The organism is Rhodococcus sp. WB1 (assembly GCF_001700945.1).
Taxonomy (GTDB): Bacteria; Actinomycetota; Actinomycetes; order Mycobacteriales; family Mycobacteriaceae; genus Rhodococcus; species Rhodococcus aetherivorans.
This window is the reverse complement of record NZ_CP015529.1, coordinates 3,581,335-3,593,934: the sequence shown is the minus strand read 5'-3', so window position 1 is coordinate 3,593,934 and position 12,600 is coordinate 3,581,335. Positions and strand designations below refer to the sequence as shown.

The 12,600-nt window shown below is 70.0% G+C and carries 13 protein-coding genes; 12 read left to right on the top strand and 1 reads right to left on the bottom strand.

Annotated features, from left to right (window positions below; translation table 11 throughout):
- Positions 1-215 precede the first annotated feature (215 nt).
- The 8 genes from A4U64_RS15810 to A4U64_RS15775 all read left to right on the top strand — a co-directional run bounded on the left by A4U64_RS15810 (position 216) and on the right by A4U64_RS15775 (position 7,628).
- A complete protein-coding gene (locus tag A4U64_RS15810; protein ID WP_065922807.1) occupies positions 216-1,799 on the top strand; it encodes an alpha/beta hydrolase in 1,584 nt (527 codons plus the stop codon).
- Positions 1,796-2,281, top strand: a complete 486-nt coding sequence (locus tag A4U64_RS15805; RefSeq protein ID WP_006938643.1) for an LppA family lipoprotein — start codon at positions 1,796-1,798, stop codon at positions 2,279-2,281. The genes A4U64_RS15810 and A4U64_RS15805 overlap by 4 nt, the downstream gene beginning before the upstream one ends.
- 129 nt (positions 2,282-2,410) lie before the next feature.
- On the top strand, positions 2,411-2,842 hold the full coding sequence (locus A4U64_RS15800; RefSeq protein ID WP_006938641.1) for a helix-turn-helix domain-containing protein: 432 nt from the start codon (positions 2,411-2,413) through the stop codon (positions 2,840-2,842).
- Complete coding sequence (locus A4U64_RS15795) at positions 2,839-3,678, top strand: alpha/beta fold hydrolase (RefSeq protein ID WP_006938638.1); 840 nt, start codon at positions 2,839-2,841, stop codon at positions 3,676-3,678. Before A4U64_RS15800 ends, A4U64_RS15795 begins: the two co-directional genes overlap by 4 nt.
- A gap of 352 nt (positions 3,679-4,030) precedes the next feature.
- A complete protein-coding gene (locus A4U64_RS15790) occupies positions 4,031-5,209 on the top strand; it encodes a cytochrome P450 (protein WP_006938636.1) in 1,179 nt (392 codons plus the stop codon).
- Positions 5,206-5,400, top strand: a complete 195-nt coding sequence (locus A4U64_RS15785; protein WP_050034893.1) for a ferredoxin — start codon at positions 5,206-5,208, stop codon at positions 5,398-5,400. The genes A4U64_RS15790 and A4U64_RS15785 overlap by 4 nt, the downstream gene beginning before the upstream one ends.
- A gap of 28 nt (positions 5,401-5,428) precedes the next feature.
- Positions 5,429-6,574 (top strand): NAD(P)/FAD-dependent oxidoreductase, encoded by a 1,146-nt coding sequence (locus A4U64_RS15780; protein WP_084648651.1) that lies wholly within the window; start codon positions 5,429-5,431, stop codon positions 6,572-6,574.
- A gap of 94 nt (positions 6,575-6,668) precedes the next feature.
- A complete protein-coding gene (locus A4U64_RS15775; RefSeq protein WP_065922806.1) occupies positions 6,669-7,628 on the top strand; it encodes a LysR family transcriptional regulator in 960 nt (319 codons plus the stop codon).
- A 37-nt stretch (positions 7,629-7,665) separates the two neighbouring features.
- Here the strand turns inward: A4U64_RS15775 and A4U64_RS15770 are convergent, their stop codons facing one another.
- Positions 7,666-8,253 (bottom strand): TetR/AcrR family transcriptional regulator, encoded by a 588-nt coding sequence (locus A4U64_RS15770; protein WP_050034894.1) that lies wholly within the window; start codon positions 8,251-8,253, stop codon positions 7,666-7,668.
- Positions 8,254-8,401: 148 nt separating this feature from the next.
- Between A4U64_RS15770 and A4U64_RS15765 the strand changes: the two genes are divergently transcribed.
- The 4 genes from A4U64_RS15765 (at position 8,402) to A4U64_RS15750 (ending at position 12,596) form a co-directional block, all read left to right on the top strand.
- Entirely contained in the window at positions 8,402-9,451 is a 1,050-nt protein-coding gene (locus tag A4U64_RS15765; protein ID WP_029542549.1) for an aryldialkylphosphatase, read from the top strand.
- A gap of 47 nt (positions 9,452-9,498) precedes the next feature.
- On the top strand, positions 9,499-10,452 hold the full coding sequence (locus tag A4U64_RS15760; protein ID WP_065922805.1) for a phosphotriesterase family protein: 954 nt from the start codon (positions 9,499-9,501) through the stop codon (positions 10,450-10,452).
- Between the two features lie 70 nt (positions 10,453-10,522).
- A complete protein-coding gene (locus A4U64_RS15755; RefSeq protein WP_006938622.1) occupies positions 10,523-11,650 on the top strand; it encodes an FAD-dependent monooxygenase in 1,128 nt (375 codons plus the stop codon).
- Between the two features lie 4 nt (positions 11,651-11,654).
- Positions 11,655-12,596 carry an alpha/beta hydrolase gene (locus A4U64_RS15750; protein WP_065922804.1) on the top strand — a complete coding sequence of 314 codons (942 nt, stop codon included), beginning with the start codon at positions 11,655-11,657 and terminating at the stop codon, positions 12,594-12,596.
- The last annotated feature ends 4 nt before the right edge of the window (positions 12,597-12,600 follow it).

Sequence of the window (12,600 nt, the reverse complement as noted above, 5' to 3'; positions counted from 1 at the left end):
CCCGCCCGTCTCCCTCCGCCCCCGGTGCCCCGCGCGCCGGGGGCGGAACTCGTGCTGCCGCAGGCGCGACCCGGCCGCGGTGACCGGGACCCTCGTCTCCGGACGTGAGTTGTCCACAACCGGCCCGTTCTTCCACAGTTTCACGCCGGCGGCAGTGCGCCCCGCCGCGGCAGGCGCGCAGCGGATTACGCTGCTGCGCCGAGGGGGTGGATCGAATGGATCTTCGGCAGTTGCAGCGGTGGGACCCGGATGCGCTGGACGGTCTCGGCGCGGTGCTGGACCGGCATGCGGGGGAACTCGAGCGGATCGGCGCGCAGATCACCGCGTCGGGACGGTTCGACGGACAGTGGTCGGGGCTCGCGCACGCGGCCGCCGAGCAGCGGCTCGATGACGTCACCGGCGGGATCGTGCGACGGTCCGACGCGTATCGGGAGGTGAGCCGCTGCGCGGCGTGGTGCGCGCCGCGGCTGCGGGCACTGCGCGCGGAACTCGACGACGCGACCCGCTGGGCGCGAGACCGGGCGTTGACCGTGCGGGACGACGGAACCGTCGCGGGCGGACCGGGTACCGACCCGGAGCGGCACGAGGCACAGGCCCGCATCCGTGCGGTCCTCGACCGGGCCGAGACGCTGGATCGGCGGGCCGCAGCCGACCTCGGCCGGGTGCCGGACCAAAGCCCTTCGCGTCCGCTCGGTTTCGGGGGCGTGCGCGCTGCGCCCGCGTCCACCCCGGCGGTGCCGGCGCCCGGGACGGCGGCGGCCCAGGTCGCCGCGTGGTGGGCCGGACTCGACCACGGCGAGCGCACGAAGGTCGTCACCCTGGCACCCGAGCTGATCGGCAACCTCGACGGCGTGCCGGCCGCGGTCCGCGACCTGGCCAACCGCGCGCAACTGGCGGGGGAACGGCGCCGGCTCGAGGAGGTCGCCGCCCGATTGCAGGCCCAGCTCGACGCCGATCCGCTCGGCGGACTGGCGAGCAACGCCGACGCCGGACTCGCCCAGACCCGCAACAAGATCGCCGCGCTCGACGCCATCGAGACGACGCTGGCCCGCGAGGACCGGCGGCTGCTGGGCCTCGATCTGTCGGGCCGGGAAGCGATGGCCGCGGTGGCGGTCGGGGACGTCGACACCGCCGACCACGTCACCGTGTTCACCCCCGGCGCCGGCTCCACGGTGCAGGGCAACCTCGCCGGGTACGACACCCGGATGGCGGCGCTGCGGGAGGAGGCCATGCGCCACCTGCAGGAGGCCGGCCGTGCCGCCGAGTCGGTCGCCGCCGTGACGTGGCTGAACTACCAGGTGCCGCAATGGGGCTGGGGCCTCGCCCGCACCGAGCTGAGCCCGGTGTCGGACCTCGCGGCGGTTCGTGCCGCCCCGCGGCTCGCCGGCTTTCTCGACGGTCTGTACGCCGAGCGGGACCCGCACGTCACCGCCGTCGGTCACTCCTACGGTGCGCTCGCCACCGGCCTGGCGCTGCAGCAGGGTGTCGGGGTGGACGCCGCCGTGTTCCTCGGCGCCCCGGGAATCGGCACCGACGACGTCGCCGAACTCGGTGTGCCGCCGGGCGCGACGTACCTCGTGGAGGCCGACCGCGACCCGGTCGGTGACGTCGGCACGTTCGACGGCGATCCGAGTTTCCTCGACGGCGTGACCCACCTGTCGAGCGACGCCGGGGCGGACGCGTCCGGCCGGCCGCGGCTCGGCTCGACCGGGCACAGCGAGTACCTGAGCGACGGAACGATGAGCCTGTACAACGTCGCCGCGGTCGTCGGCGGCCTCCCGGATCGAGTGGTGCGATGAAGGTTCTGCGCGTCGGTGTGCCGGTGCTGGCCCTGTCGCTCGCGGGGTGCGCGGGCGGGCCGGTCCCCGTCGCCGTGCCCGAGCCGGTGGCGGCGGACCGCGCCGGTGCCGTCGAGTACTACACCCGGGTCCAGCGCGACGCGATGGCCGCCCTGTCGGACGCTTTCCCGGAGATGCAGTTCCGGCAATCGGACCCGGCCACGACGGCCTACTGCGAGATGCCCGACGGATCGGCGGGCACCACGGTGTTCCTCCCGATCCACCTCTCCGATCGGCCGGTGCCGCCGGGGCAACTGGAGCGGGCGGCGCGGGTGTTCGAGGAATCGTTGGCGGGCACCGGTTTCCGCGGTGCCCGGTCGCTGCCGGTCGAGACCGGGCTCCAGATCCGGATGTTCGCCGCGGACGGTTCCTCCATCTCGTTCGGCAGCTATCTCGCCGCGACGGTGGGGCTGACGGTGGGGTGCTACCCGGACCGGCCGTAGTGAACTCCCCGTGCCCGCCGGTGTGCGACGAGGGCAGAAAGGGCCGGGAGGCGAGGAGCGAGGGAGGTTCCTCATACGCACTTGAATATCCCTATTGCGCGGATAGGGAGGGAAGTTTAGGGTATTTATGTGAGTGAACGTCTCTATTCGGTGGACGAGGTGGCCGAAAGCCTGGGTCTGCACGTGCGCACCATCCGCAACTACGTGCGCTCCGGGCGGCTCCCCGCGGTCCGCATCGGCAAGCAGTACCGCATCGCGCAGCAGGACCTCGAGGCCTTCACCGGCCGCCCGATGCCGCCGTCGTCGCGCGAGTCGGCCGGACGCCGGCGGCACACCGACGTGTCGAGCATCGTGGAGATCGACGCGGTCGGCGCCGAGACGGCCCACCGCCTGACCACTCTCGTGACGAGCGCGGCGGGCAACCGCCGTTCGGGCGACGAGCCGCTGCGGATCGAGACGGTGTACGACGAGAGGAGGGCGAGGATGAAGATCGTCATCCTCGGCGGGCTGGCCGACACCGCCCGGCTGTTCGACTACATCGACGGGGTGCTCGAGTCATGACCACGATCTACACGTCCGAGGCCGGCGCCCGCGAGGTCCGGCGGCGCTATCGTGATGCCCTGCGGGACTGGCCGATTCCGGCCGAGCATGTGCGGGTACCCACCCGCCAGGGTGAGACCTTCGTGCTCGTCTCCGGTCCGGACGACGCGCCGCCCGTGCTGCTGCTGCACGGCTCGGGAGCGAACGCGACGATGTGGCGTGACGACATCGGCTCCTGGGCGCGGCATTTCCGAACCTACGCCGTCGACCTCGTCGGTGAACCGGGGGAGAGCGCGCCGTCCCGGCCGCCCCTGGCCTCCGACGCGTACGCGCTGTGGCTCGATGACGTGCTCGAAGGTCTGGGGGTCACGAGCGCTGCGATCGTCGGCGTGTCCCTCGGCGGCTGGATGGCGGTGGACTACGCCACCCGGCGCCCGGAACGGGTGACGCGGCTGGTCCTGCTGTGCCCCGGTGGCCTGGGCCGGCAGCGGATGGGCTGGCTGGTCAAGGCGATGTTCCTGCGTCTTTTCGGGCGCCGGGGGGCACTCCGTTCGGCGGCCGTCGTCACCGGCCTGGACACTCCCGAGACGCGTCCGGTCCTCGACGAGGTGGTGCTGACGTTCGCCCACTTCAAGCCGCGTACGGAGCGGTTGCCCGTGTTCTCCGACGACGCGCTGCGGCGGCTGACCATGCCCGCGCTCGTGATCGTCGGTGGCCGCGACGTCCTGTTCGACTCCGAGGGCACCGCCGACCGCGTGCACCGGTGCCTCCCGCACGCGACCGTCGAGGTGCTACCCGAGGCCGGGCACGCGATCCTCGGCCGGACGGAATCCGTCCTCGAATTCCTGCGCGACTGACTGGCTGTGCCGACGTAGTCCTGCGTGTACTACGTTGCGCTGCTTCGGTTTCTGGGATGCGCATCGGATGCGCAGGAACCGCGGTACCGGCCGGCGGCGACGACCTCGCATTCGACGCGGCGATGGCACCGATGCTGATGGCCGAATCCGTCTGCCGGTCCCTCGCACGCGTACGAGCGGTGGGACGGCAGGGGCTGTCCCGCCTCAACGCCCTCTCCCGCCGGTCGACGGTATCGAGGCGGACCTGGCCTGCTCCCGCCGAGGACAGTCGGACATCACATCAATTGAGTGCATGTACGTGTATGCAAAATATGAGTTGGATTTATGTGAGTGGGGTCACTTCAATGGGTGCATGACCAGCAGCACTCCCGCGCGTTCCGCCATCGACCTCTTCGCCGACGAGGTCCTGACCGACCCCTATCCGACGTACGCCGAACTCCGCGATCTCGGCGCGGTGGTGCATCTGCCCGCCAACGACGTCTATGCCCTCACCCGGTACGACGTCATCCGCGACGCCCTGGCCGACCCCGGCACCTTCTCGTCCCGGACGATCGGCTTCAATCCGATGGTCAACGAGGCGCTCCGAGGCACGTCACTGGCCTCCGACCCGCCGATCCACACCGAACTGCGCGCGGCGCTCACCGAGAATCTCACCCCGCGGGCGCTGAGGGGACTCAAGGGCCAGATCGAGGCCAAGGCCGATGCGCTGGTCGCGGACCTGGTGGCCGAGGGATCGTTCGAGGCCATCGATGCGCTGGCCCGCGCCTTTCCGCTCGAGGTCGTCGCCGACCTGATCGGCTTCACCGGCGCGGCGCGCGACAACATGCTGCGCTGGGGACAGGCCGCGATCGAGGTCATCGGCCCGATGAACCAGCGGACGGCCGAGAACTTCCCGATCGCGGGTGAACTCTACGAATGGTGCGCCGGGGTCCGGGCCGAGGATCTGGCACCGGGGTCGGTGGGTCGCGGGATCTTCGATGCCGAGGCCCGGGGCGTCATTCCCCCCGACACCGCCGGCCACATCATCCACCAGTACCTCGGTGCGGGGGTGGACACCACGATCACCGCGCTCGGCAACATCGTCGCGCTCTTCTCGGCCTTCCCCGACCAGTTCGACCTGGTCCGCCGGAATCCCGCCCTGGTGCCGGCGGCCTTCAACGAGGCACTTCGCTTCTGGGCTCCGATCCATGCCTGGGGCCGCTCGGTCACCGAGGACGTGGAGATCGACGGCACCCTGGTGCCGGCCGGATCCCAGGTGGCGATCCTCTTCGGTGCGGGCAACCGCGACCCGAGGCACTACGAGAACCCGGACGCCTTCCTGGTCGAACGGAACCCGGTCGACCATCTGTCCTTCGGTTACGGTCCGCACGGCTGCGCCGGTCAGGGTCTGGCCCGTCTCGAAGCTCACGCCGTCATCGCGGCACTGGCGAATCACGCGCAGCGGCTCGTGGCCGCCGAGCCGGTTCGCGTGCCCAGCAACATCACCCGTTCCATCGACGAACTCGAGATCCTGAAGGTGGTCCCCGCATGAAGATCGTGCTCGACAGGCCCCGTTGCGAAGGCCACGGACTGTGCGAAGAGGTCGCTCCCGCACTGATGCACCTCGACGACGAGGGCGAACTGATCATCGACGTCGGCGAGCTCCCCGAGGGCAGCACCGAACTCGCCGCCGCAGGTGCCGCCGTCCGGGTCTGCCCCGTGGCCGCCCTCAAACTGGCCTGACACCGACAGCCGCAGGAACGGAACCCACATGAACGGCACCGACATGAACGGCACCGAAGCTCCCCGACGAATCGTGGTCGTCGGCAACGGGATTGCCGGCCAGACGGCCTGTGACAGCCTGCGCGCCGCGGGTTTCGACGGCGACCTGACCATCGTCGGGGACGAACCGCGGGCGGCCTATTCGCGGCCCGCGCTCTCGAAGGCGCTCCTGGTCGACGGTGGTTCCCACGAACTGGCCCCGCCCACGCACGAGGCCACCGAGGTGCTCGGGGTCGCAGCGGTCGGCCTCGACGTCGAGTCCCGCCGCGTGAGTCTCGCCGACGGATCGGAGCTGAGCTTCGACGGACTGGTGATCGCGACGGGTTCGCGGGCCCGGCGCCTCGGTGGTCCCGACAGCCCGGAGCTGACCTTGCGCACCCTCGACGACGCCCTCGCGTTGCGGGAGCGGCTGGCGGCGCGGCCGTCTGTCGTGGTCGTCGGCGCCGGCCCACTGGGCATGGAGATCGCGTCCGCGGCGCTGTCGGCGGGATGCGAGGTCACGCTGGTGGCCGACGGTAGGCCGATGCTCCCGCATCTGGGGCCGTGCCTGTCCGAAGCGTTCACCGCGGCTGCGGTCGCCCAGGGGCTGAAACTGGTCGACGGTACCGCCGCAGGAATCGACGGCGCGCGTGCCGTGGTCCTGAGCGACGGCTCACGGGTCGAGGCCGACCTGATCGTCACCGCGATCGGCGACATTCCCAACACGGAGTGGCTGGCCACCAGCGGACTGATGGTCGACGGCCGCCTCGAGGCGGACTCGCGCGGGCGAGTCGCGCCCGGCATCGTCGCGGCCGGGGACGTCGCGGCGATCCCGACGCGTGGAGGTGTGCGCCGGATTCCGCTGTGGAGCAGCGCGATCGAGCAGGCCAAGGTCGCGGCCGTCGCGCTCCTGGCCGGCGACGCCGCGCCCGAACTCGACCTCGATCCGTACTTCTGGACCGAGCAGTTCGGGTTGAACCTCAAGGCGACCGGCCACCTGCCGGCGGCCGGGGAACCCGAGTTCCTCATCGGTGACAGCCCGCACGGACCGTCGGTGATGCGCTGGACGCACGACGACGGACGCGGCGTCGCGGTGGCCGTCAATCACCGGATCCCGATCCCGAAGCTGCGCCGCATGGCCTCGGCCGACGCGTGACACCGCAGTATCGACTGACGCCGCAGTTTCGACTGACGCCGCAGTTTCGACTGTCGCCGCGGGGTCGGCCGACGGATACGTAGAGTTCGTGTGGATGAACCAACCGCTCGACCACCCGAGCGATCCGGACCTGGGACGGCTCGCCTCGGTCAACCTCAACCTGCTGGTGCCGCTGCTGGCACTGCTCGAGGAGGGGTCCGTCACCCGCGCCGCGGCCCGGGTGGGCATGACCCAGCCCGCGATGAGCCATGCCCTGGGCCGGATGCGCCGGCTGATCGGCGACGACCTGGTGATGCGGCAGGGGAGCGGCCTGGTGCTCACCCCGCGCGCCCTGGAACTGATCGCTCCGCTGCGTGACGTGCTGCGGCAGACCGCGCGGGTGGTGGACTTCCCGGGCTTCGATCCCGCTCGCGACAGCCGCACCATCACGGTGGCGATGACCACCAGCACCGCCTTCGTGGTCGGGCCGAATCTGGCGCGACTGATCGCCGAGCGGGCACCGAATGCGACCCTCCGGATGCACAACTTCGTCGAGCCGCATCCGAGCGACTTCACCGACGACGGGGTGGACGTCGTACTCGTGTCCGAGGCGTTCTCCTCGCCGTACCCGCGCCACCGGCTCTACGAGAACCGCTGGGTGGTGATCGCCCACCCGGACAGCGATCCCGAGGCGTCTGCGCTGGACCTGCTCACCTCGCTGCCCCACGTCACCTACGACTCCCGGCACCGGGTGGCACCGTACGCCGCGATGGACGCGCACGGCGTCCATTACCGGATCGGGCAATTGATCTCGGACCACCTGCTCATCCCGCATCTGGTGGCAACGGCCGGTGGGGTGGCGGTGCACACCTTCCGGGTCGCTGTCGCGATGCGGGAACGGGTGAACCTCCGCATCGAGGAGTTCCCGCTGCCGGTCTCTCCGTTGGGTGTCGACATGGTGTGGAACCCGCGCCTGGCAGATCAGGAGTTCATCGGCTGGTTGCGGGGGATCCTGGTCGACGCGTCCGCCTTCGAGCCGGCGGCACCGACGTCCCGGGCGGCCCGTGACGGGTGATCGTCGGGGACGGACTTCCTCGTGCCGATGCTGAGCCTCAGTCGTCCGATGCGAGCAGGTGGCACCAGGATCCGGTGAGTTCGTCGAGACAGATCTCGCGGGGGGGCCGCCAGCCGACCGAGAAGTAGCGGCGCGAGAGGTACTCGAGCTGGCCGAACGCGAGCACGCAGCGGATCCGGCGACGGTCCGGCGGGAATCGGTTCGCCAGGTTCAGCCCCTCGGTCATCTGGCCGACCGCGTCCTCGAACCACTGCTCGGTCCTGGCCGCGACGTCCGGCTCATGGGCGGCCTGGTAGGACGCGGTGAGGTAGGGCTTGATCTCGTCCCACTGCGAGAACTTGCGGTCCAGCCACTCCTGGATCCGGTCGCGCGAGCCGGAGGCGACCACTGCGGTCAGTGTGGGGTCGTCGGCCGTCGTGAGGATCGCGTCGACCTTCGTCAGCAGTGCGCTCATCACCTCGGCCTTGGACGCGAAGTGCAGGTAGAAGGTGGTCCGGGTCGAGCCGGCGGCGGTGGCGATGTCGTCGATCGTGGTCGCGGCGTAGCCCTTGGTTCCGAACAGCTCGAGTGCCTTCGTGAGGAAGAGCTCGTAGGTCATCTGCTTCTGTGCGGCACGGAGCGACATGGGCTCGGATTCTAGCCGCAGTACAGCCACTGACTTGTCAGCACAGTCACATGTCGATATGCATCGTTACTTGACATGATGTAATGCGAACGCCTACTGTGATACGCACCACGTCGTGCTGACGCGACGCTGACGAAAGGAAGTGCCGATGACTGGCGCCCACACTGCCGAGGGCAACACCGTCCATACCGTCCTCGGCCCCGTTCCCGCCGACGAGTTGGGGGTTGTCTCGGTTCACGAGGCGCTGTTGTCGGTGGTTCCGGGCGCGGAGCACGCATTCGACATCACCATGGACCGCGCCGAGATCTTCGAGACCCTGGCCGCGAAGCTGACCGATTTCCGTGAACACGGCGGACGGACGATCGTCGACAGCACCGGCATGTTCCACGGTCGCGACGTGAAGCTGTACGAGGCACTCTCCCGCACGACAGGCGTGCACATCGTCGCGTCCACCGGCATGGGCCCGGAGAACCTGCTCGGCGGCTACTTCCTCACGCCGCAGACCAACCCGCCCACCCCGTGGCCCGCGGAGAAGTTCGCCGACCTGTTCACCAGGGAGATCACCGAGGGCATGGTGGTTCCCCGCGTCGAGCGCCGCGGCGCCGCAGGCCTGGTGACCACCGCCGCGGATCCCGACGGTATGACCGCCACCGAGGAGAGCCTGTTCCGCGGCGCGGCCCGCACCGCCCTCGCTACGGGAGTCGCGGCCTCGATCCGCTACGGGAACGACGCCGTCCACGACCTCGGGATCGTCCTGGCCGAGAAGCTGCCGGCGGACCGCGTCGTCGTCGGCGGTCTCGACCGCAAGGACGCGATCGCCGCCGGCGCACCGCTCGAGATCGCTCGCCGCGGAGCCTTCGTCGCCCTCGACCACGTGGGCACGGCCGACGACATCCACGTCACCGACGAGGAGCGCGCCGCCGTGATCCGCGAACTGATCGAGGCCGGGCACGGAAACCGAATCCTGCTCTCGTGCAACGCGACCGGCGTGTCGAAGGGCGAACCCGGCGGAGACACGGGCGAACCCGGCGGAGACACGGGCCGGCCCGGCGGAGACACGGGCCGGCCCGGCCGCGACCTGCCGTTCAGCTACGTGCTCTCGACGTTCGTTCCCCTGCTCGCCGCGCAGGGCCTCGGCGACGAGGACATCCAGCGCATCCTCACCGGCAACCCGCGCGACCTGCTGGCCGTGCGCTGACGCCCCACCCGAAACCGCCGAAGAGATTTTCCCGAAGGGGAGTTGTTGTGTCGAGAGTGAACACCGTTCTGGGTCCGATCGCGACCGAGGAACTGGGCATCGTCGCCATCCACGAACACATCGGATACGGCATGCCCGGCTCCGAACTGGACACCCGATGGTGGAAGACCCCCGAGGAGCGCTACGAGGAGACCGTCCCGAAGCTGCGCAGGTTCCACGAATACGGGGGCGGCACCTTCGTCGACGTCACCGGCATCTGCAACGGCCGTGACATCGACTACTACAAGTCGCTGTCCGCCAAGACCGGCGTGAACATCATCGCCTGCACCGGATTCGTCGGCGGCGACACCGCCCTGCCGTTCTTCGAACGGGCGAGCGTGGACTACCTGACCCGGCAGTTCGTGCACGAGATCACCGTCGGCATCGGCGACACCGGCAGCCGCGCCGGCGTCATCAAGGTCGGGGTGAGCCGTGGTGGCCGGATGACGGAGCTGGACAAGCGCATCTACCGTGCTGCCGCTCGCGCCGCGCTGAGCACCGGCGTGCCGATCCTGACCCACCTGGCGATCGACGCCGAGAACGCCATCACCATCTTCAACGAAGAGGGCCTCCCGCTGGACCGCGTGCTGTTCGGGCACGCCGACGACGGCGTGAACGCCGAGAAGACGCGCGACACCTGGATCGCCGAACAGGGTGGCCGCGTCGGCTTCGACACCTTCGGATACGAGACCGAACTCGAGGACCCGCCGTTCTGGGCCCGGCCGCGCAAGGAACGCCTGGACCACTTCCTCCGGTTCCTCGGGGAGGGCCACCTCGACCAGGCACTCGCCGGCGTCGATGCCAACTGCAGCCCGCTCGGGTGGCCGGGTGTCAAGGGCCACACCGTGAACTACCTCTTCGAGGACCTCATCCCGGACCTGCGCGAGGCCGGTCTGGACGAGGCCACGATCACCAAGCTGTTCGTCGAGAACCCGGCCGACTTCCTCACGATCCAGTCCTGATCGCCCAGGACAACTCAGCGCATCCACTCCCAGGGCGCTCCCGTACGCCCGACCCAGAGAGAAGAGACCCATGCAGCCTTCAGACCTGAAGAACCTCCGCGTCGCCATCGTCGGCGCGGGATACGCCGGCGCGGCGGCGGCCAAGGCACTGAGCCTGCTCGGCGCCGATGTCGACGTGTACGAGCAGGCCACCGAGGTCCGGGAGGTCGGCGCCGGCATCGGTCTGCGCCCGTCCAGCATGGACCGCTTCCGCGAATGGGGGATCTTCGACGCGATCGCGAACGTGAGCTCGCCGAGTGACTACTTCGAGATCCTCACCGCCACCGGTGATCCGATCATGAAGGACACCTGGCCGGCTTCCGCCGACCAGACGAAGACCTACCTGATCCACCGCGGTGACTTCATCGACGCTCTCCTGGGCGTGCTCCCCGACGGCATGGTGCACCTCGGTCACAAGCTGCAGACCGTCGAGGACCGGGGCGACCGTTCCGTCCTCACCTTCACGAACGGCACGACCGTCGAGGCCGACCTGGTCGTCGGCGCCGACGGCATCAAGTCGGTGGTGCGCCGGGAGCTGTTCAGCGACAAGGACCCACGGTTCTCCGGCGAGCACGCCTACCGCGCAGTGATCTCCGTCGACGACGCCCACGGGATGGTCACCGACGACAATCTCCGGATGTACATCGGCAAGGGAACGAAGGTCTACCTGCTGCCGCTGCGCCACCGGGGCCAGGTGTCCTTCGACATCACTGCCCTGTGCCCGGACAGCACCTGGGCGCCGCAGATCACCAAGGACGATCTCCTGAGGACCGTCGAAGGCTTCGACGAACGCATCGTGAACATCACACGCGACCTCGACATGGACACCGTGAACATCCGCGCGGTCTACGACATCGACCCGGTCGACACGTGGCACTCGGACTCGGTCGTCCTCGTGGGCGACGCGGCCCACTCGATGCTGCACCACCAGGGCCAGGGCGCGAACTCGGCAATCCTGGACGCCGGCGGTCTCGCCGACGCCCTGCGGGAGGCGGACTCCGTCAGGGAGGCGCTCGCGTCGTACCAGGCAACCCGCAAGCCGGTGACGGACGAGCTGCAGCGCATCTCCCGTCAGGGATGGACCGAGGACGAGGTCAACGACGTCTTCCCCGGGCAGAAGCCGTCGTCCCAGGCGTCCGTCTCCCAGCCGCAGGTCTGACGCCATGGCACTGCATCCTCAGATCGCACAGGTCCTGGCGAACCTGCCGGCCCCGCCCGAGGGCCCGCTCGACCCCGCGGCCATGCGTGCAGCGGAGGAGTCGCAGGTTGCTCCCGTCGAGGAGCGCCTGCCCCTCCATGCCGTCGAGGACACGACCGCGCAGACCGCGTCGGGGGACGTGCCGGTCCGGATCTACACCCCGGTCGACGCCGACTCGTACGGACTGCTGGTGTACTTCCACGGCGGCGCGTTCTTCCTCGGAAGCCTCGACACGCACGACCACGTCGCGCGGAACCTGGCCGAGGAGACCGGGCTGAAGGTCGTCTCCGTCGGCTACCGCCGGGCACCCGAGGCGGCGTTCCCGGCCGGCCTCCAGGACTGCCTCGGGGTGGTCCGGTGGGCCGCCGAGAACGGCGAGGCCCTGAAGTGGAACGGTGAGACCCTTGCGCTGGCCGGTGACAGTTCGGGCGGCACCTTCGTCGCCGCCGTCGCCGCGACGGCCCGCGACGAGGGATTCGACCGCATCACGCATCAGGTCCTGTACTACCCGTCGCTGGATCTGGACTTCGACGTCGACCGCTACGCCTCCCTGCGGGAGAACGCCGAAGGGTACGGCGTGGAGACGGCCGGACTGAAGGGCTTCAACTCCTTCTACGTCGACAGCGGTGCCGACCCGGCCGACCCGCGGGTGTCGCCCATCAAGCGCGAGGATCTCACCGGGCTGCCCCCGGCGCTGATCGTCACCGCCGAGTTCGACCCCATGCGCGACGAGGGCGAGCTCTACGGCCGGCGTCTGACCGAGGCCGGAGTGGACGCGACGGTGCGGCGCTACGCGGGCGCCAATCACGGTTTCGTCCAGAACTTCTCGTGGATCCCGGAGTTCCACCGGGCGTTCGAGGAGACGGCGGAGTTCCTTCGGCAGGCCCGACCCGGCCGGGGGGAGTGACGTG